The organism is Streptomyces sp. NPDC088194, from assembly GCF_040702025.1.
Taxonomy (GTDB): Bacteria; Actinomycetota; Actinomycetes; order Streptomycetales; family Streptomycetaceae; genus Actinacidiphila.
In genome coordinates this window covers 44,291-64,717 of the sequence record NZ_JBFBIV010000044.1, presented here as the reverse complement: position 1 = coordinate 64,717, position 20,427 = coordinate 44,291, and the positions used below count along the sequence as shown (strand labels likewise).

21 protein-coding genes are annotated in these 20,427 nt (G+C 72.8%); 16 read left to right on the top strand and 5 right to left on the bottom strand.

Annotated features, from left to right (window positions below; all coding sequences use genetic code 11):
- Window position 1: 1 nt before the first annotated feature.
- Both AB0399_RS23830 and AB0399_RS23825 read left to right on the top strand, forming a co-directional pair.
- Entirely contained in the window at window positions 2-436 is a 435-nt protein-coding gene (locus AB0399_RS23830; RefSeq protein ID WP_329362128.1) for a DUF779 domain-containing protein, read from the top strand.
- 224 nt (window positions 437-660) lie between these two features.
- Window positions 661-1,098 (top strand): VOC family protein, encoded by a 438-nt coding sequence (locus AB0399_RS23825; protein ID WP_329362130.1) that lies wholly within the window; start codon window positions 661-663, stop codon window positions 1,096-1,098.
- A 44-nt stretch (window positions 1,099-1,142) separates the two neighbouring features.
- Here the strand turns inward: AB0399_RS23825 and AB0399_RS23820 are convergent, their stop codons facing one another.
- Window positions 1,143-1,862 (bottom strand): AraC family transcriptional regulator, encoded by a 720-nt coding sequence (locus AB0399_RS23820; protein ID WP_366412724.1) that lies wholly within the window; start codon window positions 1,860-1,862, stop codon window positions 1,143-1,145.
- 279 nt (window positions 1,863-2,141) lie between these two features.
- Here AB0399_RS23820 and AB0399_RS23815 point away from each other — a divergent pair, with 279 nt between their 5' ends.
- The 3 genes from AB0399_RS23815 (at window position 2,142) to AB0399_RS23805 (ending at window position 4,241) form a co-directional block, all read left to right on the top strand.
- Window positions 2,142-2,810, top strand: a complete 669-nt coding sequence (locus AB0399_RS23815) for an alpha/beta fold hydrolase (protein WP_329362133.1) — start codon at window positions 2,142-2,144, stop codon at window positions 2,808-2,810.
- Window positions 2,811-2,985: 175 nt separating this feature from the next.
- Entirely contained in the window at window positions 2,986-3,663 is a 678-nt protein-coding gene (locus tag AB0399_RS23810) for a hypothetical protein (RefSeq protein ID WP_366412723.1), read from the top strand.
- Between the two features lie 284 nt (window positions 3,664-3,947).
- Complete coding sequence (locus AB0399_RS23805; RefSeq protein ID WP_366412722.1) at window positions 3,948-4,241, top strand: DUF1269 domain-containing protein; 294 nt, start codon at window positions 3,948-3,950, stop codon at window positions 4,239-4,241.
- A gap of 95 nt (window positions 4,242-4,336) precedes the next feature.
- Here the strand turns inward: AB0399_RS23805 and ligD are convergent, their stop codons facing one another.
- Window positions 4,337-5,224: a non-homologous end-joining DNA ligase gene (gene ligD / locus AB0399_RS23800; protein WP_366412721.1), complete on the bottom strand. Its 888-nt coding sequence runs from the start codon at window positions 5,222-5,224 to the stop codon at window positions 4,337-4,339.
- Window positions 5,225-5,262: 38 nt separating this feature from the next.
- Between ligD and AB0399_RS23795 the strand changes: the two genes are divergently transcribed.
- The 9 genes from AB0399_RS23795 (at window position 5,263) to AB0399_RS23755 (ending at window position 14,851) form a co-directional block, all read left to right on the top strand.
- Window positions 5,263-6,237, top strand: coding sequence for a Ku protein (locus AB0399_RS23795; RefSeq protein ID WP_329362144.1), 975 nt, complete (start codon window positions 5,263-5,265; stop codon window positions 6,235-6,237).
- Window positions 6,238-6,347: 110 nt separating this feature from the next.
- Entirely contained in the window at window positions 6,348-8,048 is a 1,701-nt protein-coding gene (locus AB0399_RS23790; protein WP_366412720.1) for a DHA2 family efflux MFS transporter permease subunit, read from the top strand.
- Window positions 8,045-8,656: a TetR family transcriptional regulator gene (locus AB0399_RS23785; RefSeq protein WP_328472591.1), complete on the top strand. Its 612-nt coding sequence runs from the start codon at window positions 8,045-8,047 to the stop codon at window positions 8,654-8,656. The genes AB0399_RS23790 and AB0399_RS23785 overlap by 4 nt, the downstream gene beginning before the upstream one ends.
- A gap of 130 nt (window positions 8,657-8,786) precedes the next feature.
- On the top strand, window positions 8,787-9,344 hold the full coding sequence (locus tag AB0399_RS23780) for a hypothetical protein (protein WP_366412719.1): 558 nt from the start codon (window positions 8,787-8,789) through the stop codon (window positions 9,342-9,344).
- Window positions 9,345-9,869: 525 nt separating this feature from the next.
- Window positions 9,870-10,877 carry an amino acid ABC transporter permease gene (locus AB0399_RS23775; protein WP_366412718.1) on the top strand — a complete coding sequence of 336 codons (1,008 nt, stop codon included), beginning with the start codon at window positions 9,870-9,872 and terminating at the stop codon, window positions 10,875-10,877.
- Window positions 10,878-10,954: 77 nt separating this feature from the next.
- Entirely contained in the window at window positions 10,955-11,719 is a 765-nt protein-coding gene (locus AB0399_RS23770; protein WP_329373639.1) for an amino acid ABC transporter ATP-binding protein, read from the top strand.
- Window positions 11,720-11,856: 137 nt separating this feature from the next.
- The gene (locus tag AB0399_RS23765; protein WP_366412717.1) at window positions 11,857-12,873 is read left to right on the top strand and encodes a transporter substrate-binding domain-containing protein; all 1,017 of its coding nucleotides are present in this window, start codon (window positions 11,857-11,859) and stop codon (window positions 12,871-12,873) included.
- Between the two features lie 143 nt (window positions 12,874-13,016).
- Complete coding sequence (locus AB0399_RS23760) at window positions 13,017-13,910, top strand: GNAT family N-acetyltransferase (RefSeq protein WP_366412716.1); 894 nt, start codon at window positions 13,017-13,019, stop codon at window positions 13,908-13,910.
- A gap of 5 nt (window positions 13,911-13,915) precedes the next feature.
- Window positions 13,916-14,851 (top strand): NADP-dependent oxidoreductase, encoded by a 936-nt coding sequence (locus AB0399_RS23755; protein WP_366412715.1) that lies wholly within the window; start codon window positions 13,916-13,918, stop codon window positions 14,849-14,851.
- Between the two features lie 105 nt (window positions 14,852-14,956).
- On the opposite strand, the gene AB0399_RS23750 is transcribed toward AB0399_RS23755, so the two are convergent.
- The 3 genes from AB0399_RS23750 to AB0399_RS23740 all read right to left on the bottom strand — a co-directional run bounded on the left by AB0399_RS23750 (window position 14,957) and on the right by AB0399_RS23740 (window position 17,778).
- Complete coding sequence (locus tag AB0399_RS23750) at window positions 14,957-16,021, bottom strand: ABC transporter substrate-binding protein (protein WP_366412714.1); 1,065 nt, start codon at window positions 16,019-16,021, stop codon at window positions 14,957-14,959.
- A 76-nt stretch (window positions 16,022-16,097) separates the two neighbouring features.
- On the bottom strand, window positions 16,098-16,973 hold the full coding sequence (locus AB0399_RS23745; RefSeq protein WP_329362160.1) for an ABC transporter permease: 876 nt from the start codon (window positions 16,971-16,973) through the stop codon (window positions 16,098-16,100).
- On the bottom strand, window positions 16,963-17,778 hold the full coding sequence (locus tag AB0399_RS23740) for an ABC transporter ATP-binding protein (RefSeq protein WP_329362162.1): 816 nt from the start codon (window positions 17,776-17,778) through the stop codon (window positions 16,963-16,965). The genes AB0399_RS23745 and AB0399_RS23740 overlap by 11 nt, the downstream gene beginning before the upstream one ends.
- 293 nt (window positions 17,779-18,071) lie before the next feature.
- Here AB0399_RS23740 and AB0399_RS23735 point away from each other — a divergent pair, with 293 nt between their 5' ends.
- Both AB0399_RS23735 and AB0399_RS23730 read left to right on the top strand, forming a co-directional pair.
- Window positions 18,072-19,691: a sensor histidine kinase gene (locus AB0399_RS23735; RefSeq protein WP_366412713.1), complete on the top strand. Its 1,620-nt coding sequence runs from the start codon at window positions 18,072-18,074 to the stop codon at window positions 19,689-19,691.
- A complete protein-coding gene (locus AB0399_RS23730; RefSeq protein WP_329362165.1) occupies window positions 19,688-20,389 on the top strand; it encodes a response regulator in 702 nt (233 codons plus the stop codon). Before AB0399_RS23735 ends, AB0399_RS23730 begins: the two co-directional genes overlap by 4 nt.
- The last annotated feature ends 38 nt before the right edge of the window (window positions 20,390-20,427 follow it).

Sequence of the window (20,427 nt, the reverse complement as noted above, 5' to 3'; positions counted from 1 at the left end):
GATGACTCCCCCGGCCTCCCCCGCGGACCCGGCCGAGCCGGTTCGCCGGGTCGAGTTGACCCCCGCCGCCGAGGAACTGCTCGGCCGGCTCGCCGATCGGCACGGCCCGCTGATGTTCCACCAGTCCGGCGGCTGCTGCGACGGAAGCTCCCCGATGTGCTACCTGCGCGGCGAGTTCCGGGTGGGCGGCGCGGACGTGCTGCTCGGCAGGGTGGCGGGCGACACGCCGTTCTGGATGAGCGCGAGCCAGTTCGCCTACTGGCGCCACACCCACCTCACGGTCGACGTGGTCAAGGGCCGTGGCAGCGGCTTCTCGCTGGAGGCCCCGGAGGGCGTGCGCTTCCTGCTGCGCTCACGCCTGCTCACCGACGACGAACTCGCCCGGCTGGCCGCCGAACCCTCCCCGCTCACCGGCGCGGACGCCACCGCGTCGTAGTCCGCCCGCCCCGCCCGACCTCACCTCACCTCAGCGGCGCCGCGTGCAACGTCAGCGGATTGTCGCGGCCGGGAGTCACCGCCTCCTCGTCGCCTTCCCCCATCCGCAACCAGGTCCGTACCGGGTCCGTACCGGTCCGTGCCGAGTTCGCACCTGAATCGGCACCCCGAGCTCGCGATCCTGGCCGGAAGGCGCTTGTCAGAGCCCCGCGGTACGGTCCCAGCATGGCTGCCGACATCGACCTGACCCTCGACTGCGCCGACGCGCAACTCCTCGCCGCCTTCTGGAAGACGGCCCTCGGATACGTCGACGAGCCGCCGCCGGCTCCGTTCAGGACGCGCGCGGAGTGGTTCGCGCAGTTCGACCTGCCGGCGGACGACTCCGTGGACGACGCCGCGTGGCTCTGCGATCCCGACGGCGCCGGGCCCCGCCTGAGCATCCTCAAGGTCCCCGAGCCCAAGACGGCGAAGAACCGGCTGCACCTCGACATCCGCGTGCCCGGGCACGGCGGTCCCGACGAGCGATGGGCGCGGATCACGGCGGAGTCCGCGCGCCTGGTCCGCGCGGGCGGGACCGTCCTCCGGGAGTTCGCGGGCCATCACGTGGTGATGGCCGACCCGGAGGGCAACGAGTTCTGCGTCGCGGCGGCGGCCGGGAGTTAGGCGGCACTCGCACGAAGGGGGAGATGCCCGGGTGGGCGCGCGGGTCACTCCGAGGACGTGACCGCCGTCGGGGGTCGAGGTGTGGGGTCGGTGCTCTGGCGCCCGGTCCGGTAGCGGCCCGGGGTGGTGCCGATGATGTGGGTGAAGGCCTCGATGAAGCTGCTGGGGTTGGCCCATCCGCAGGCGTAGGCGGTCCGGGTGGTGTCCTGGCCCTCGGCGAGGAGCACGAGCGCGTGGTGGACGCGCAGTTGGGTGCGCCACTCGTAGAAGGTCATGCCGAGTTCGTTGCGGAAGAGCCGGCTGAGGGTGCGGGTGCTGGCGCCGATCGCCTTCCCTAGTTCGGCCAGCGTGGCGTTGTCCGCGGGCGTCTCGTGCAGTATCCGGGCGATGGCTCGCAGCCGGTCGTCCCGCGGTTCGGGCAGGTGCAGCGGCTGTTCGGGGGCTTCGCGGAGTTCCTCGACGAGGACGCGGAGCAGGCGCGAGCGCGCGGAGCGGCTGTAGCCGGTCGCGTCGTCGTCGTAGTTGCGGGGGCCGGTCAGGGCGAGCAGGACCTCGCGGGCGAGGCCGGAAGCCAGGAACACGGCGGGATGGTCCGGGACGAGCCGGGCGAGCGACGGGGTGAGGAAGACGATCCGCATGTCGGTGTGGCCGTGCGCCCGGTGGTCGTGCGTGAACCCGGCGGGGGTCCAGGCGACCCGGTTGGCGGGAACGATCGACGTGCCGCGCTCGGTGCGCACCGCCAGGACCCCGCCGGCCGCGTACACCAGGTGTCCTCGTGCGTGTGACTGCCACGCGCTCGTTCCGCCGGAGGGCCACAGGTGCCGCCCGCCGGAAGGCCACACATGTGACGTCACACCGGCGATCGGGCGAGGTTGGCGGCGAGCGGGCATCGGTTGGCATCCTAGCGGTGGCAAGCCATCTCCTGATCCCGTGACACTTCCTGCATGCGGAGTGGTCCTCAGGCGCGCAGCGCGCCTGGCCGCGCCGCATGCCATCGAGGCAGCGTGCCTCGATGTCGCGAGTTGGGAGAGAAGGAGACTCACATGGCGACATTCGTCCTCGTACCCGGTGCTTGGAAGGGTTCCTGGTCGTTCGAGGCGGTGGTGCCGTTGCTGGAGCGTGCCGGTCACAGCGTTCACGCGCTGACCCTGACCGGCCTGCGGCCGGACGACGACGACGCGGCGGTCGCGACCGCCGGTCTCGACACGCACGCCGGCGACGTCCTGCGGCACCTCGATCGCCACCACCTCACCGGCGTGACGCTGGTCGGTCACAGCTACGCCGGGATGGTGATCGCCGCCGCCGCCGACCGCGCCGGCGGCCGGATCGAGCGACTGGTGCACCTCGACGCCTACGTACCGCGCGACGGCGAGTCGTGCTGGTCGTCGACGAACGACCACTTCCGGGAGGTGTTCGCGGCCGGTGCCGCGGCCACCGGCTACTCCGTCCGACCGCCGGACGGCGGCGACCCCCGCCGCCGTCCCCATCCCCTCGCCTCGTTCCTTCAGACGATCCGGCTCACGGGCGCGCTCGCCCGGGTCCCCCGCCGGGAGTTCGTCTACTGCTCGGGGTGGGAGGACCGGACGCCGTTCGCCGGACTCCGCGCCCGGCTCCGAGCCGATCCCGAGTGGCGGGTCCATGAACTCCCCACCGGACACGACGCGATGCACGAAGCCCCGGAGGCGGTCGCCGCGCTGCTGCTCGGCGAATGAGGCACGGACGGCGGCAGGCCCGGCGGCGAGAGCGCGGTGCCGCCGCGAAGCCGGAAGACCGCCGGCCGGCCCGCCGGTTGGCCGACGGTCGCCCCGGGCGCGTCGCACCGCGGACCGACCACCTTGCCGCGCAAACGGTTTGGCACCGTGCCGTCCTCCGCATACGGTGCCGGACGTGGACCCCTCACCCGCGGTACCGACGACAGGCACACCGACTCCCCACTCCCCCGGGCCGGTCGGCCCCGACGACGTGGCACTGGCCGTGAAGCTGTCGGTGCGCGCGCTCTCGTCCGTGCCGGAGGACGGCTGGGACTGTCCGGCCGGCGACTTGACCTGGTCGTGCTGGGAGACCACCGAGCACCTGGCCGACGACCTGTTCGCATACGCGCTCCAGATCGGCCCGGCGGTGCCGCCGGTGACCACGCATGTGCCCGTCTCCTGGCGGCAGATGCGGCCGGACGGGCCGTCGAGCACCATCTTCGTGGCGCGCGAGGAGGGCCGGGACGGGCTGCTCCAGGCGCTGGAGGCGTGCGGCGCCCTGCTGGTGGCGATGGTGCGCACCAGCTCGCCGCGGCTCCGCGCCCACCACGTCTTCGGCGTCTCCGACCCCGAGGGGTTCGGGGCGATGGGCGTGGTGGAGACCCTGGTGCACACCCATGACGTCACCTCCGGGTCCGGGCTGCCGTGGCAGCCGCCGGACCACCTCTGCCGGCGGGTGCTGCACCGGCTCTTCCCCGACGCCCCGACGGACGCCGCCCCGTGGCCGGCCCTGCTGTGGTCGACCGGCCGGGCCGAACTGCCGGGCCGGCCACGACTGGAGAAGTGGCGCTGGCACGGGGAGCCGCGCGGCTAGGCCCCGCCGTCCGGCACCGCGTGGCCGTGCCGACATTTCGGACATAGGGTTCCTCACGTCGCCCACGCCACCGAGGAGGCCCCGATGTCCGAACTCATCGTGATCGCTTACGACGACCACAGCACCGCCGAGAACGCCTACGAGCGGGTGCAGAAGCTCCAGCAGGACTACGTGGTGAACCTCAACGGGCTCGCCGTCGTCTCGGTCGACGCGGAGGGCAAGACCCACGTCGACACCCCCAGCAAGATCGTCGGGGTCTCGCGGCGTCGGGCGCGCTGTGGGGAATGGTCTTCGGCATCCTCTTCCTGGTGCCCGGGCTCGGCCTGCTGGCCGGCGCGGCGATGGGCGGACTGCTCGGCAAGCTGGGCAAGTCCGGGATCGACGACCAGTTCCGCGACCAGGTGCAGGAGATGCTCAAGCCGGGCACGTCGGCGGTGGTGGTGATGGCCGCGAAGATCACCGAGGACAAGTTCGCCGACGCCATGCGCCCCTACGGCGGCACCCTGCTGAAGACCTCGCTCAGCGACGAGGACGAGAAGGAGCTCGCGGAGCATCTGGCGGGCGCGCAGCAGCAGTAGGCGGCACGGCGGGCAGCCAGCACGGCAGCAGTAGGCGCTACGACGGGCGGCCCGCGCGGCAGCGTGACGGCGGCCCGTCCGCCACGCCCGTACGCTCACCCCGGCAACGCGCTCGCGCCGCCCGGTTCGAGCAGCGCGGCGAGCGGATCGCCGACCTCGGCCAGCCGGGCGGGCATCTCGCCGATGGTGAAGTCGAGTTGGCCCGGTTCCTCGGCGGCGGCGACCTCCTCCCAGGTCAGCGGCGCGGAGACGGTGGGCCGGGCGCGGGCGCGCACCGTGTAGGGGACGGCGGTGGTCTTGCTCGCCGAGTTCTGCGACCAGTCGATGAAGACCCGGCCGACGCGGTCCGCCTTGGCCATCCGCGACACCACGCGGTCCGGGTGCGCGGCCTCCAGCTCGCGGGCGATCGTCCTGGCGTACGCGCGCGCCTGGTCGGGGGTGGCGCCGCGCAGCGCGGCCAGCAGGTGCAGCCCCTTGGAGCCGCTGGTCTTCGCCCAGGCCGCGATCCCGTCGGCGCCGAGCCGCTCGCGCAGGTCGAGCGCGACCCGGCAGCAGTCGACGACCGTACGGTCCGGGCCCGGGTCCAGGTCGAGCACCAGCCGGTCGGCGGTGTCGGGGTCGGCGGCGCGCCACTGCGGGGTGTGGATCTCCACGCAGGCGAGGTTGCCGGCCCAGACGAGGGTGGCGAGGTCGTTCACCTCGACCTGGTCCATCAGCTCGCCGCTGCTGCGCACCCGCTCGGTGGTCTTCACCCACTCGGGCGTACCGGCGGGCGGGCGTTTCTGGAAGAAGCGCTGGCCGTCCACGCCGTCGGGGGTGCGGACGAAGCTGGCCAGCCGGCCGCTGGTGTGCGGCAGCAGGACGCCGGCGACGGTGGCGTAGTACTCCAGCAGCTCCGCCTTGGTGGTGCCGGCCTCCGGCCAGAGCACGCGGTCGAGGTGGCTGAGCTTGACTCGGCGGCCCTCGACCTCGGTGATCGGCATATCATAAAGGTCCCATAGCCTGACAAAAAGGACACGCTATGCGCAGCGTCTGGTCGGGGAACCTCGCCTTCGGCCTGGTTTCGATACCGGTGAAGCTCGGCTCCGCCGTCTCCAGCCACAAGATCAGCTTCCGGCAGATCCACCTGGCCGACCAGGGCCGGGTCCGCTACCAGAAGACCTGCGAGCTGGACGAGGAGGTACTGACCGCCTCGGACATCGGCCGCGCCTACGAGACCCCGGACGACCAGCTCGTCCAGGTCACCGACTCCGACCTCCAGGCACTGCCGCTGCCCACCGCGAAGACCATCGAGGTCAGCGGCTTCGTGGACATGACGTCGGTGGACTCGATGCAGCTCGACACCCCGTACTTCCTCGCCCCGGCCTCGGCGGGCGCGAACAAGCCGTACGTCCTGATGCGCGAGGCGCTGGAGCGGTCGGGGAAGGCCGCGGTCGGCAAGTTCGCGATGCGCAACTCCGAGCACCTGGCGCTGATCCGGCCGCGCGACGACGTGCTGCTGCTCCAGACGCTGCGCTGGCCCGACGAGTTGAACAACCCCGCCGAGGCGGCGCCGAAGGGCAGCGTCAAGATCAGCGACTCCGAGCTGAAGCTCGCCGACACCCTCATCGAGGCGCTGGGCGAGGCCGACCTCACCGCGTACCACGACGAGTACGCGCAGGCGGTGGAGGCGCTGGTGACCGCGAAGCTGGAGGGCGCGGAGCCGCCGACGGTGAGCGAGGAGGCCGGCGGCGGGAACGTCGTGGACCTGATGGCGGCGCTGCGGGCGTCCGTGGAGCAGGCGCAACCGTCGGGCGGGCGGTCCGGTGGGCGCGCCGGCGGCGCGAAGAAGACCGCGACGGGCAAGCGGGCCGGTGCGAAGAAGACCGCGGCCAAGGCGGGCTCGGCCAAGTCGAGCACCGCCAAGGCCGGCGGGACCCGGGGCGGAACCAAGTCCGGCGCCGCGAAGAAGACCGCGGCACGCAAGACGGCCTCGTCCGGACGGAAGGCGAGCTGAGCGGCGCGCCGCCACCACCCTCGACATAGTGAAAGTCAACTTTCATTTGACGTGAAACAGCTTTTTGAGAGTGTACTGTCTTTATACGGTCCACTCCCAGGAGGCTGCCCATGCCGATGCCCGCGGACACCGCACCGCCCTCCCCGTCAGCCGACCCCGCTCGGCGCGCCCAGCGCGTTTCGACACCCCTGTCCAAGCCCCCGTCCCCGCCGCCGCATCCGCTCGCGGACTCGCCACGCCGCTGGCTGGCCCTCGCCGCACTGACGCTGAGCGTGCTGATCATCGGACTCGACGGCACCGTCATCAACGTCGCGCTGCCCACGCTCTCCGGTGAACTGGGCGCCAGCAGCGCCCAGTTGCAGTGGATCGGCGGCGGCTACCTGCTGGCGCTCTCGGTGGTGATGCTGCCGGTCGGGCTGCTCGGCGACCGGTACGGGCACAAGCGCCTGCTGGTCGGCGGCATCACGCTCTTCGGCCTCGCCTCGCTCGCCGGCACCAGGGCCGGGTCGCCGGACGAGCTGATCGCGGTGCGTACCGTGCTCGGCGCCGGCGCCGCGATGATCATGCCGCTGTCGATGGCGATCCTGCCGCGGATCTTCTCCCGGCGGGAGTTGCCCAAGGCGATCGCCACCTGGACCGCGGCCACCGCGCTCGGCATGCCGGTCGGCCCGCTGGTCGGCGGCTGGTTGCTCAACCACTTCTGGTGGGGCTCGGTGTTCGTCTTCAACGTGCCGGTCGCCGTGATCGCGCTGCTCGCCGCGGTCTGGCTGCTGCCCGGCGACCACGACCGCGCCCCGGCGGCGCCCGGCCCCTTCGACGTCACCGGCACCGTGCTGAGCGTGGCCGGCATCACCGCCCTGGTCTACGGCACGATCCTGGTGCCGGACGACGGCTGGGGCAGCCCGAAGGTGCTCGCCGGGATCGTCGGCGGCGCCGCGGTGCTGGCCGCCTTCCTGATACGGCAGCGGCGCACCGCGCACCCCCTGGTCGACCTCGGCCTCTTCGCCGACCGGGCGTTCCGCTGGGGCACCCTGCTCGCGGTGTTCGTGAACTTCGCGGTGATGGGCATCCTGTTCGTGGTGCCGCAGTACCTCCAATCCGTGCTCGGGCACGACGCGTTCGGCACCGGCCTGCGCATCCTGCCGCTGATCGCCGGGCTGATGGTCGCCGCGACCCTCAGCGAGCCGATCGCGAAGAGGTTCGGGCCGCGCCTGGTGATCCCGGCCGGGCTGCTGCTGCTCGCGGCGGGGGCCCTGCTCGGCGCGACCACCGCGGCGGGCGACGGTTACGGCTTCGCCGCCGTGTGGCTGACGCTGATCGGCTTCGGCTTCGGCAGTGCGATGGTGCCCGCGACCGGCCTGGTGATGGGCTCGCTGCCCGCGGAGCGCTCGGGTCAGGGCACCAGCCTGCTGGAGACCGTCCAGCAGGTCGGCGGGGTGCTCGGGGTGGCCGCGCTCGGCAGCGTGCTCAGCGCCGGCTACCTCGGCCGGCTCGCCGTCCACCGGCTGGACGCCTCGTCCGCCCATGCCGCGCGGGACTCGGTCACCGGCGCCGACGCGGTCGCCGCCCGGCTGCACGACCCCGGCCTGCTCGCCTCCGCGCACGCCGCCTTCGTCCACGGCATGGACCTGGTGATGCTGACCTGCGGCGTGTGCGCGGCGCTGGCGGGCGTACTCGGGCTGCTGCTGCTCCCCTCGTCCGCGCCGGCGCCCGGTTCACCGGCCGCGCCCGTGCGGGAGGACCGGTCCTCGGCCGACACGGCGGACGGGGTGGCCTCCGGCAGCGCGGGACCCGGAGAATCGGTGGCATGAGCACTGAGGAGACCCCGGCCGTGGCGGCACCGAGCCTGCGGGAGCGCAAGAAGCAGCGCACCCGGGAGGCGATCAGGCGGGAGGCGTACCGGCTCTTCGCCGAGCAGGGGTACGAGGCCACCACCGTGGACCAGATCGCCGAGGCGGCCGAGGTCTCCCCGAGCACGTTCTTCCGCTACTACCCGACCAAGGAGGACGTGGTCCTCGTCGACGACTACGACTCCGTGCTCGCGAACGCGCTGCTGGCCCGCCCGGCCGGCGAGCCGATCATGGAGTCGCTGCTGGCCGCGCTCGCGGACTCCTTCGGCCCGGTCATCAAGTCGGACCTGGACGAACTGCTGCTGCGCACCCGGCTCGGCTTCAACGACCCGGCGATCAGGGCCCGTTCGTGGGACGAGTTGCAGCGCAGCCAGGACCGCCTGGCCGAGGTGATCATGGCCCGCACCGGCCGCGGCCCCGACGACCTCGACGTGCACGCCGCGGCCGCCGCGATCATGGCGGTGTCCACGGCGGTCGTCCGCTACTGGGTCGAACGCGACGGTGTCCCCGACCTCCCCGCCCTCTACGAGGCCCCCTTCCGCATGCTCGCCCAGGGCCTGCGGCTGTAGGCGGGCCGAGGCGGCGTCCGGCCGCGAACGCGTTTCGGGGACCGCGAGGCGCCCAGCCTTGGCCCCCTGGACCGGCACCCACGGGATAACCGCGTGCGATCCACCCGCGACGGTGGGTACCGTGCCGACCATGGACGTGACGTTCACCAAGGCGCCAGGGCGGCGGTACCAGATGACCGTCGTTCGGGAACGCGGCCCGGAGCTGGCACCACGGCAAGGACCAGGCTACGACGACTACCTGCCGCACGACGCCGTGCACTTCCTGGTCGAGGCCGAGGCGGGCCTGTCCGGCGCGGTCTTCGGCCGGATCGCGGCCGGGCGGAGCAACATCTTCTGGGCAGCCGACCCTGCCGTCAGGAAGCGGCTGGCACGCCGGGAAGCGAAGCGGCAGCCGGACAGGGCCGAGCACGCCGACATGGCCCGGTCCGAGACACTGGCCTCCCTGTGCGAGCCGTTGTGGCAGTTGCGGGCGGGCCATCGCGCCGATCTCCCTGACTGGTTCTCCTCGATCGAGCCGGGTATCAGCCGGTCCCGGCTCGTCGAGCGCATCCTGGTCCGCCTGGACGACTTCGCCGCGCGCTGGCACGCGCTGCCGGCCGGCGGCAGTGTCACGTTGTCGTGGCCGCCGGCCTCCCGGCACCGGCGGACGCCCGCCCGGTCGTCGGGCGGGTTTTTGAACGGGGGATGAAACCCGCGTCGCGAAACCCGAGCACACCGGGGCATAGCGACGGGCCTGGCGTTGACACCCGTGACGGCGCTGCCTACGTTGACGCCGGGGTCAGGGCGCTTCCGCCCGGCCGCGAGCAGCACGCGAGGCCCGCAGCGGCGGGCGGGCGAAGGTGGGCGGGATGACCGAGGCAGTCGGTTCGGAGCAGTGGCGATGCCACCGTCCGCACCGCCCTGTCCTGGCCCGGCACATCGACCTGCTGCGCGTCAGCAGCGCGCTCTGTAGTAGCTGAACTCCCCCGGGCCACAGGCCCGTTGAGGCACACACCGCACTACGGCACACACCGCCGCTCCCGACGCACGTCACATGTCACCTGTCGCACGTCATGCCCGCCGCTCGCGTACGACCGCACGCGCGGGCCGCGTTCCACCCCCGCTTCCCGCTCTCGCCCGTCCACCCTCCACCGTCCCGCTCCCGCCGCGCGCGCCGCCCTGGTCCGTGAGCGCGTGCTGCGTGCGAGCGTCCTCCCCGCGCCGGAGTCGCCCCATGTCCGACCTGCCCCGCGCCGCCTCCCGCACCGCAGTCGACCCACCCGCACCCGTACACGGCAAGGACGTTGACGCCACGTCGGATCAGGCCGACGAGCACCGGGTGGTGCCGCTGCGCCACCCCTGGAGATGGGTGCTCACCGTGGCCGTGCTGGTCGTGGTCGCGCAGATCGCGCACGGCCTGGCCACCAACCAGTTCTTCCAGTGGGGCAGGTTCCGCTACTGGTTCCTGCGGCCGGTGATCCTGCACGGGCTCGGCGTCACCCTCCAGGTCACCGCGTGGAGCGCGGTGTTCGGGTTGCTCGCCGGGATCGTGCTGGCGCTGGCACGGATGTCGCGCAGCCCGGTGCTGCGGGTCGTGAGCTGGGTGTACGTGTGGCTGTTCCGCTCGATACCCCTGATCGTGGTGCTGCTGTTCCTCGCCAACTTCCAGGCGCTGTACGCCACGTTGAGCCTCGGGGTGCCGTTCGGGCCGCACCTCGTGGACTTCGACGAGACCAGGGCGGCCACCAGCCTGGTGGTCGCGGTGGTCGGCATCAGCCTCAACGAGGCCGCGTACGCCGCCGAGGTGGTGCGCGGCGGGCTGCTGTCGGTGGACCAGGGCCAGCACGAGGCGGCGGCCGCGCTCGGGCTGCCGCGCCGCTACCAGTTCACCCGGATCATCTTCCCGCAGGCGCTGCGGGCGATCGTCCCGGCGTACGTCAACCAGCTCATCGGCCTGGTGAAGAGCACCTCGCTGGTCTTCTACGTCTCGCTGCTCGACGTCTTCGGCCGGGTGGAGACGCTCGGCAGCACCTACCCCAGCGACATCGTGCCGCTGCTGCTGGTCGCGACGGTCTGGTACGTGGTGCTGACCAGCGTGGTGTCCGTCGCTCAGTTCTACGTGGAGCGGTACTTCTCCCGCGGCGCGCTGCGGACGCTGCCACCGACGCCGCTGCAACGGCTGCGCGCCGCGTTCTTCGACGTCCGGGCCCGGGCCCGGCTCGCGACGGGATCGGCCCGATGAGCGCGGCGGCGGGCCCGGTGCGGAACGGCAACGCCCAGGACAGCGCCGTGCGGGACAGCACCGTGCGAGGCGGGGCGGTGCAGCCGGTCGCGGTCACCGTACGAGGCGCGTACAAGCGGTTCGGCGCGCAGCAGGTGCTCGCCGGGGTGGACCTGACGGTGCCGGCCGGCGAGGTGACGGTGATCCTCGGGCCGTCCGGCTCGGGCAAGTCCACGCTGCTGCGGGCGATCAACCACCTGGAGAAGCTGGACGCCGGGCATGTCGAGGTCGGCGGTGAGCCGATCGGGGTGCGCCGGTACCGCGGCCGCTTCAAGGAGCTGGGCGAGCGGGCGATCCTGGCACAGCGCGGCCGGATCGGCTTCGTCTTCCAGAACTTCAACCTCTTCCCGCATCTCACCGCGGTGGAGAACGTGGCCGCCGCGCCCGCGGCGACCGGCCGCAAGAGCCGGGCGCAGGCGCGCGAGGCGGCCCGCGAGCTGCTGGCGCGGGTCGGCCTGGGCGACCGGGCGGAGGCGTATCCGCGGCAGCTGTCCGGGGGGCAGCAGCAGCGGGTCGCCATCGCCCGGGCGCTCGCCCTGGAACCCGGCGTGATCCTCTTCGACGAGCCGACCTCGGCGCTCGACCCCGAACTGGTCGGCGAGGTGCTCGCGGTGATCAAGGACCTGGCCACCAGCGGCACGACGCTGATCGTCGTCACCCACGAGATCGGCTTCGCCCGGGAGGTCGCCGACAGCGTCGTCTTCCTCGACGGCGGCCGGATCGTCGAGCAGGGGCCGCCCGCGCAGGTGCTGTCGGCCCCGCGCCATGCCCGTACCCGGGAGTTCCTCAGCCGCGTCCTGTGAGGAAGCCGCCCGGCGCGGGCCGGCCACCGCTCGCGACGCCGCCCGCGCCGGCCCGTCCCGCGCCGCCACCACGTCTCCGGTCCCGGGTCCGCCCGTTGCCGCCGCTGTTCCCGTCACCCCTGCCTAGGAAGGCCGTCATGCCCCGTACCGCTTCCCGACTCGTCCTGAGCGCCGCCGCCGCGACATCACTCCTGCTGGGCCTGGCCGCCTGCGGCAGCGACGACAGCGCGGGCTCCAGCGCCCCTGCCGCGGCGGACGCCAAGGGCACGGTGGTGGTCGGCGCGCTGTCCAACGGCGCCGCCAAGGAGACCACCCTGAAGGTGCCCGAGGTGGCCTCGATCCGCGCCGAACTGCCCAAGTCCGTACGGGACAGCAAGCAGCTCGTGGTGGGTCTGGGCTTCCTCCCCGCCGGGTCCCCGCCGATCGGCTACACCGGCACCGACCAGAAGACGCTGACCGGCTCGGAACCGGACCTCGGCCGGCTCGTCGCGGCGGTCTTCGGGCTCGAACCGGTGCTCACCAACGCCACCTGGGACAACCTCTTCATCGGCATCGACAGCGGCAAGACCGACGTCGGGTTCTCCAACATCACCGACACCGAGCAGCGCAAGCAGAAGTACGACTTCGCCGCCTACCGGCAGGACAACCTCGGCTTCGAGGTCCGCAAGGACGACCCGTGGACCTTCACCGGCGACTTCCACGAGCTGGCCGGCAAGACCGTGGCGGTCGGCTCCGGCACCAACCAGGAGAAGATCCTGCTGGAGTGGCAGAGCCGGCTCAAGGCGGAGGGCAAGAAGCTGACCATCAAGTACTACCAGGAGGCGAACAGCACCTACCTGGCACTCGACTCCCACCACATCGACGCCTACTTCGCGCCGAACCCGAGCGTCGCCTACCACGTCGCCAAGACCGCCGGCAGCCCGCAGGCCACCCGCAGCGCGGGCACCTTCTCCGGCGCAGGGGCGAGCCTGCAGGGCCTGATCTGCGCCACCACCAAGAAGGGCGACGGCCTGGTCAAGCCGCTCTCCGACGCCATCGACTACCTGATCAAGAACGGCCAGTACGCCCAGTGGCTGGCCGCGTGGAACCTCAGCGACGAGGCGGTGCCCAGCGCGCGGATCAACCCGCCCGGCCTGCCGCTGAGCAACTCCTGACCTCGGCGCGACACCGGCTGTCCCGATCCCGACCGGCCCCGCGGGATTTTCCGCGGGCCGGATCGGCGTTGACCCGCACGAGCACCCGCAGGCGCCCACCGGCGCCGAACGCACCGCACCCGGAACGGAGAGTCACGGCGAACATGTCGACCAGCCCTCGGACCACGCCACCGCCACCGTACGCACCCCTCCCGCAGGACCCGGCGGAGACATCCGGTGGACACGTCCTGGACAACGCCGCCTGGGCCTCCATGAGCGGAGCGCACCGGCACCTGGCGGAGTTCGTCGGCCGGGCGGGCCGCTACCGCCGTGACGTGTCGCCGTTCGTCGCCGTCGCCGACACGGCCGACCCGCGCGCGTGGGCCGACCTGGCCGCGCTGATCGGGCCCGGCAACACCTTCACCGTCGCCGGGGTCGCCGAGCTGCCCGAGGGGTGGACCGGCGGCGACGCGATCCCGGGCGTGCAGCTCGTGGCGACCACGCTGCGCGGCGAGCTGGACCCGGAGGCGGTGCCGCTCGGCCCCGCGGACGTCCCGGAGATGCTGGACCTGGTCGAGCGGACCCGGCCCGGGCCGTTCCTGCCCGCCACCGTCGAGATGGGCGCGTACGTCGGCATCCGGCGCGAGGGCGCGCTGGTGGCGATGGCCGGGGAGCGGCTGCACCCGCCGGGCTGGACCGAGATCAGCGCGGTGTGCACCGACCCGGCGTACCGCGGCCAGGGCCTGGCCACCCGGCTGATCCGCCATGTCGCGGCCGGGATCGGCGCGCGCGGCGACACGCCGTTCCTGCACGCCGCCGCCGCGAACACTTCAGCGGTCAAGCTGTACGAGTCGATCGGTTTCACGCTCCGCCGCACCACCGTCTTCCGCCTGGTCCGGGTGCCGGACCTGGACGCGGACCGCACCACCGCCCCACCCGACCCGTCCGCCGGCGCCACTCCTGCCGCTCCCCCCAGCACTTCCGCCGCACCCGCCGCGGCACCCGGGGCCGTATCCGGACCGGTTCCCCGTCCCTCATCCACCCTTGACGCGAGGTAGCAGTCATGCCCAAGGCGTATGTGTTCACCGAACTCGGCGGCCCCGAGGCCGAGTCCTTCGCCGACCTGCCGCGGCCCGTGCCCGCGCCCGGACAGGTACTGGTCGAGGTCAGGGCGGCCGGCGTCAACCCGGTCGACTGGAAGCGGCGGGCCGGCTTCCGGCCGGTCGGCGCGCCCGTCCCCGACCTGCCCGCGGTGTTCGGCAACGAGGCGGCGGGCGTCGTGGTCGAGGTCGGCCCGGACAGCGGCGACGGCGACACCGCCCGGTTCGCGGTCGGCGACGAGGTGTTCGGCAACACCGTCGCCGGCGGCTACGCCGAGTACGCCCTGCTGCTGGCGTCGGTCACCGCGCACAAGCCCGCCGCGCTGTCGTGGGCGGACGCGGCGTCGCTGCCGGTCGCCTCGGCCACCGCCTACGACGCGGTCCGCCAGCTCGCCCTCCCCCCTGCGAGCACCGTGCTGATCAACGGCGCCGGCGGCGGGGTCGGCGTGGCCGCGGTGCAGATCGCCCGGCACGACGGCCTGACGGTGCTGGGCACCGCGAGCGCGGCGAAGAAGGAGTTCCTGGAGTCGCTGGGCGCGGTGCACGTCACCTCCGGGCCGGGGGTCGCGGACCGGGTCAGGGCCGCCGCGCCCGGCGGGGTCGACGGGATCGTGGACCTGGTCGGCGGCGAGCCGCTGCGGGACGTGGCCGCGCTGCTCGCCGACCCGGCCAAGCTGGTGAGCGCCGGGGACCGCGGCACCGTGGCCGAGCTGGGCGGCAGCCCGGTGGTGCGCAAGCGCACCGCACAGGTGCTGGACGACCTGGCCGGCCTGGTCGTCGGCGGCGACCTCGACCCGCTGGTCACCCGCACCTTCCCCTTCGCCCAGGCCGGCGAGGCGCTGCGCGCGGTCGAGGACGGCCACGCCCGGGGCAAGATCGTCATCGAGTTCGACGCGTAGAGCGGCCGGTACGGCACCCGACGCGCCGACCGTGCGACCGGTCCGGTCGTACGGTCGGCGCTGCCGGAAGGACGGCCGAGGAGCGGGCTGGCGGCCCAGGCCCCGCTACTCGACGTTCTTCACGAACTGCGTGGTGTAGGTCTTCTCCAGGTCCACGGTGGCGTCCTTCAGGTTGGGGTTGAACGCCTTGAGGACGTTCTCCACGGTCGCCGGACCGTCCGCCGGCATCACACCGTCGGCGGTGAACATCGGCAGCGTCGACCTGATCGACTCCTCGTACAGCTTCGCGCCGCCCTGCGCGTAGTCGGCGGGCATCTTCGCCGCGATCTCCGCCGGGCTGTGGGTCGACATCCACCGAAGGGTCTTGACGAACGCGTTGGCCAGCTTCTGGACGGTGTCCTTGTGGCCGTTCACCCAGTCCGTGTTCATGTACAGGCTGGACGACGGGTAGAGGCCGCCGAGCGCCTTCCGCGAACCCTCGGGCGTGCGCATGTCGTAGAGCACCTTGCCGATGCCCTTGTCCAGGATCTGCGCCACGGTCGGGTCCGTGGTCATGCCGGCCTGGATCGACCCCTGCTGCATGGCGGCGATGAAGGTCTGGCCGGCCCCGGCCGCGATCGGGGTGAAGTCGCTGACCTGGAGCCCGTTGTGCACCGCCAGGTACTTGGTGAGGAAGTCGGTGGAGGAGCCGAGCCCGGTCACCCCGAGCCGCTTGCCCTTGAAGTCCCTGGCGGAGGTGATGTCGCCGGCCGCCTTCTTCGACACCACCTCGACCTCGCCGGGCGCCTGGGCGAACTGCACCACGGACTCCACGGACTTGTGCTTGGTCTGCAGGTCGAGGGTGTGGTCGTAGAAGCCGACCGCGCCCTGGACGTCGCCGGAGACCAGCGCGGTGGTGGCGTCCACGCCCGCGGGCTCGGTCATCAGCGTCACGTCCAGGCCCTCGGCCGCGAAGTAGCCGAGCCGCTGGGACAGCATCGCCGGCAGGTAGATGACCTTGTCGAGGCCACCCACCATGATCTTCACCTTGGTGGCGTCCTTGCCGGCGCCCGTCGCCGCGCCGGCGTCGGAGGCCGAACCGGAGCCCGACGAGGCGTCGTTCGCGCAGGCGGTGAGAGCGGTCAGCGCGAGCACGCCGGCCAGGGCGATCATCGTGGTGCGAGTGCGCATGGGGTCACGTCCTTGTGTGGTGGTGGGGCGGCGCGGACCCGCTCGGCGGGCCGGCGGGACTCGACAGGTGCCGGGCTCAACGGGCGCCGGACTCAACGGGCTTCCATCGGAAGAGCCGCTTCTCCAGGAAGGTGAGCAGCCCCTCGGCGATCAGGGCCACGACGGCCAGGATCACCATCGCGGCGTACACCCCGGCCGAGTTGAAGGTGCCCTGGGCGGTGGAGACCATCAGCCCGAGGCCCTTGGTGGCGCCGATGTACTCGCCGACGATCGCGCCGATCAGCGCGAAGCCGAAGCTGACGTGCAGGCTGGTGAAGATCCACGAGGTGGCCGAGGGGATGACCACCTGGAACGTGACCTGGCGGTTGCTCGCGCCGAGGATGCGGGCGTTGGCGACCAGGTTGCGGTCGACCTCGCGGGCGCCCTGGAAGGCGTTGAAGAACACCGGGAAGAAGACCAGCACGACGGCCGAGGCGATCTTGGAGGCCGGGCCGAGGCCGAACCAGATGAGGAAGATCGGTGCCAGCACGATGCGCGGCATGGCGTTGAGGACCTTCACATACGGCCCGAAGACCTCCGCGAGGATGCGCACCCGGCCGAGGGCGACGCCCAGCAGCACGCCGGCCGCGACACCGATCGCCCAGCCGTACAGGGCCTCCTGGAGGGTGGTCCAGATCTGCTCGCCGAGCGAGCCCTGGGCCGTGCCGTGCAGGACCCAGGTGCGGATCTGGTCCCCGACCTGCGAGGGCATGGAGAAGTTGAACGCGTCGATGACGCCGGTCCGGGAGAACCACTCCCACAGGCCGAGGAAGAGCACGAGCACCAGCAGCCTGCAGCCGTTGACCAGCAGGGCGTGCCTGCGGGCCGCGCGAGCCCGCGACCTGGTGCGTTCGGCGGCGCCGGTCGGCTTGCCCGTGGCCGGCGCCGGCAGGGATACGGACTCAGGCGGCATGTCCGGCGCCCCTTTCCCGGGTGATGCGGACCTCTTCGCCCAGCGACGACCAGATCTCGCGGTAGATCTCCAGGAACCGCGGCTCCAGCCGGACCTCCTCGACGCTGCGGGGGCGCGGCAGGTCGATGGTGAAGACCTCCTTGACGGTGGCCGGGCCCGCGGTCATCACGACGACCTTGTCGGCGAGCGCGATCGACTCCTCCAGGTCGTGGGTGACGAACACGACGGACGATCCGGTACCGGCCCACAGGTCGAGCAGCTGGTCGGACATGAGTGCCCGGGTCTGCACGTCGAGTGCGGAGAACGGCTCGTCCATCAGCAGGATCTTCGGGTCGTTGACGAAGGTGGCCGCCAACGCGACGCGCTTGCGCTGGCCGCCGGACAGCTGGTGCGGGTAGCGGTCCTCGAAGGCCGTCAGGCCCACCCGGGCCAGCCAGTCCCGGGCCCGTTCCCTGGCCTCGGCCTTCGCGGCGCCGCGGAAGCGCGGGCCGGCCGTCACGTTGGACAGCACCGTCCGCCAGGGGAAGACGGCGTCCTGCTGGAAGACGAAGCCGACGTCGGCGCCGATTCCGCGTACCGGCTCACCGCCGACGAGGACCTCGCCCTCGGTCGGCTCCTCCAGGCCGCTGACGAGGGTCAGCGTGGTCGACTTGCCGCATCCGGTGGGTCCGACGACGGCGACGAACTCACCGCGTCCCACGGTCAGGTCCAGATCCCGTACGGCGGTGTGCGGGGCCCCGGACGGTGTCCGGAACGCCTTGCCCGCCCCCCGCAGCTCGATGGCGGGGCTCGTGTCGATGGTCATGGCGCTGGACGTTAGAAGCGTCTCCGCCGGTCCTGACAGCCTTGTGAGCGCTGGGCCCCTTCTGCGCACAGAGCGGTGTTCTGCTCGTTCTGCTCGCGCGCGGACGACGAAATCGACCCCAGGACTGCCCAACGGGCGCGACGGCGTCTACTTTGCGGTGACGACACGGACGTCGGCGCGTGAACCGCCGCCGACGCCGACGCCGTCGCCGCCGGAGGGCCGCGGGACCGGCCCGGGCGGACGGCCGGGGGGAGCCGGAATCGAAGTCGAAGTGGGAGTCGGAGGGCAGCGCTATGCGGATCAGGTGGCCGCGCCGTGTCTCGGCGCAGGTCCTGCGGATGCAGCTCGCGATCACCGTCGGCGTCACGGCGCTGGCCACCGGTCTCTTCCTGGCTCCGCTCAGCCACGAACTCGACGACCAGGGCATGCACCGGGCGCTGGCCATCGCGCAGACGGTGGCGGCCGACCCGGACGTCGCCCAGGCGCTGGTCTCCTCCCGGCCGACCCCCGACGGACCGGTGCAGGCCGAGGCGGAGCGCATCCGGCTGGCCACCGGCGCCAGCTACATCGTGGTCATGGACACCCACGGCACCCGCTGGTCGCACACCGACCCCGGGCGGATCGGCGAGCATGTCTCGACCGACCCGAGCGTGGCGCTGGGCGGCAAAGACATCATGCAGATCGACCGGGGCACGCTGGGGCGCAGCGCCCGCGGCAAGGTTCCGCTGCGGGACCGCTCCGGGCGGATCGTCGGCGCGGTCTCGGTGGGCATCGCCTACGACAGCGTCCGCGGCCGGCTGCTCGCCGCCGTACCCGGGCTGCTGCTGTACGCGGGGGCGGCGCTGGCCGTCGGCGTGGCGGCGGCGGTGTGGGCCTCCCGGCGGGTCCAGCGGGCCACCCGCGGACTGGCGTTCGCCGACATCTCGGCGCTGCTGGACGAGCGCGAGGCGATGCTGCACGGCATCCGGGAGGGGGTGGTGGCGCTCGACCCGCAGGGCAGGGTCCGGCTGGTCAACGACGAGGCGCAGCGCCTGCTGGGCCTGGACGGTGACGCGGCGGGGCGTCCGCTGCACGCGTTGCTGCCGCCGGGACGGACCACCGACGTGCTGGCCGGGGAGGCGGAGGGCTCCGATCTGCTGACCGTCAGCGGCAGCCGGGTGCTGATCGCCAACCGCATGCCGACCGAGGACGGCGGCGCCGTGGTCACGCTGCGGGACCGTACCGAACTGGAACTGCTCGGCCGGGAACTGGACGCCACGCACGGCCTGCTGGACGCCCTGCGGGCCCAGGACCACGAGCACGCCAACCGGCTGCACACCGTGCTGGGCCTGCTCGAACTGGAACTCTACGAGGAAGCCGTGGACTACGTCGCCGAGGTCGCCGACACCCGCCGCGCCTCGGCGGAGCAGGTCGCCGACCGGGTGCAGGTACCGCTGCTGTCGGCGTTGCTGGTCGGCAAGACGGCGATCGCCGCGGAACGCGGGGTGCGGCTGCGGATCTCGGCGACCACGTGGCTGCCGGACCGGGTGGTGGACCCGCGCGATCCGGTGACGGTGCTGGGCAACCTCATCGACAACGCGCTGGACGCGACGGCGTCGGAGGTCGAGGTGGAACTGCGGGTCGAACACACCACGCTCGTGATGCGGGTGAGCGACGACGGACCCGGGGTTCCCCCCGAACTGCGGGAGCGGGTCTTCACCGAAGGCTGGACCACGAAGAAGTCGCCGAGCCACCGGGGGCGCGGGCTCGGCCTGGCGCTGGTGCGGCGGCTGGCCGAGCGATACGGCGGCATGGCCAGGGTCGGCGCCCGCGCGGGCGGCGGCGCGGTGTTCACCGTCGTGCTGCCCGAGGCGCTGGCCCCGGCGGAGTTCGGTGCCGACATGTCCGCCGCGCTGCCCGGAGGTGCACGGTGATCGAAGTCCTGGTCGTGGACGACGACTTCAGGGTGGCCGAGATCAACTCGGCGTACGTGGCCAAGGTTCCGGGCTTCCGGGTGGCAGCGCGCGCCCACACCGCGGCGCACGCGCTGGCCACCCTCGAACGCACCCGCGTGGACCTGGTGCTGCTCGACCACTACCTGCCGGACGAGCCGGGTCTGACCCTGGTGCGGCGGATGCGCCAACTCGGCCACTGCGCCGACGTGATCATGGTGACCGCGGCCCGGGACCTGGCCACCGTGCAGGCCGCGATGCGGCTCGGTGCGCTGCAGTACCTGGTCAAGCCGTTCGGCTTCGCGGACCTGGGGGCCAAGCTCGACGGGTACGCGGCGTTGCGGCGCACCGTGGACGGCATGGCGTCCGGGGGCGACGGCGAGGCCGGCCAGGAACAGGTGGACCGGATCTTCGGCGCGCTGCGCAGCGCCTCCGCCTCGCCGGCGGCGCTGCCCAAGGGCCACTCGGCCCCGACCGCCGAACTCATCCGGCGCGTGCTGAGGGAGACCGGGGCCGCGCTGTCGGCGCACGAGGTCGCCGAGCGGTCGGGGCTCAGCCGCTCCACCGCGCAGCGCTACCTCAAGCACCTGGAACAGGCCGGACGGGTCCGGCTCACCCTGAAGTACGGGGACACCGGCCGCCCGGAGCACCTGTACGCCTGGGCGGCGACGCCGGCCTGACCGGAGGCACGGCGCGGACGGCCTGACCGGAGCCGCCT

Bases quoted from the DNA above. Each gene is read 5' to 3' on its own strand.
- AB0399_RS23755 (WP_366412715.1), top strand. From the start codon at position 13,916: ATGCCCAAGGCGTATGTGTTCACCGAACTCGGCGGCCCCGAGGCCGAG.
- AB0399_RS23830 (WP_329362128.1), top strand. From the start codon at position 2: ATGACTCCCCCGGCCTCCCCCGCGGACCCGGCCGAGCCGGTTCGCCGG.
- AB0399_RS23765 (WP_366412717.1), top strand. From the start codon at position 11,857: ATGCCCCGTACCGCTTCCCGACTCGTCCTGAGCGCCGCCGCCGCGACA.
- AB0399_RS23775 (WP_366412718.1), top strand. From the start codon at position 9,870: ATGTCCGACCTGCCCCGCGCCGCCTCCCGCACCGCAGTCGACCCACCC.
- AB0399_RS23790 (WP_366412720.1), top strand. From the start codon at position 6,348: ATGCCGATGCCCGCGGACACCGCACCGCCCTCCCCGTCAGCCGACCCC.
- AB0399_RS23760 (WP_366412716.1), top strand. From the start codon at position 13,017: ATGTCGACCAGCCCTCGGACCACGCCACCGCCACCGTACGCACCCCTC.
- AB0399_RS23805 (WP_366412722.1), top strand. From the start codon at position 3,948: ATGGTCTTCGGCATCCTCTTCCTGGTGCCCGGGCTCGGCCTGCTGGCC.
- AB0399_RS23825 (WP_329362130.1), top strand. From the start codon at position 661: ATGGCTGCCGACATCGACCTGACCCTCGACTGCGCCGACGCGCAACTC.
- AB0399_RS23750 (WP_366412714.1), bottom strand. From the start codon at position 16,021: ATGCGCACTCGCACCACGATGATCGCCCTGGCCGGCGTGCTCGCGCTG.
- AB0399_RS23735 (WP_366412713.1), top strand. From the start codon at position 18,072: ATGCGGATCAGGTGGCCGCGCCGTGTCTCGGCGCAGGTCCTGCGGATG.
- AB0399_RS23780 (WP_366412719.1), top strand. From the start codon at position 8,787: ATGGACGTGACGTTCACCAAGGCGCCAGGGCGGCGGTACCAGATGACC.
- AB0399_RS23785 (WP_328472591.1), top strand. From the start codon at position 8,045: ATGAGCACTGAGGAGACCCCGGCCGTGGCGGCACCGAGCCTGCGGGAG.
- AB0399_RS23740 (WP_329362162.1), bottom strand. From the start codon at position 17,778: ATGACCATCGACACGAGCCCCGCCATCGAGCTGCGGGGGGCGGGCAAG.
- AB0399_RS23815 (WP_329362133.1), top strand. From the start codon at position 2,142: ATGGCGACATTCGTCCTCGTACCCGGTGCTTGGAAGGGTTCCTGGTCG.
- AB0399_RS23745 (WP_329362160.1), bottom strand. From the start codon at position 16,973: ATGCCGCCTGAGTCCGTATCCCTGCCGGCGCCGGCCACGGGCAAGCCG.
- AB0399_RS23795 (WP_329362144.1), top strand. From the start codon at position 5,263: ATGCGCAGCGTCTGGTCGGGGAACCTCGCCTTCGGCCTGGTTTCGATA.
- ligD (WP_366412721.1), bottom strand. From the start codon at position 5,224: ATGCCGATCACCGAGGTCGAGGGCCGCCGAGTCAAGCTCAGCCACCTC.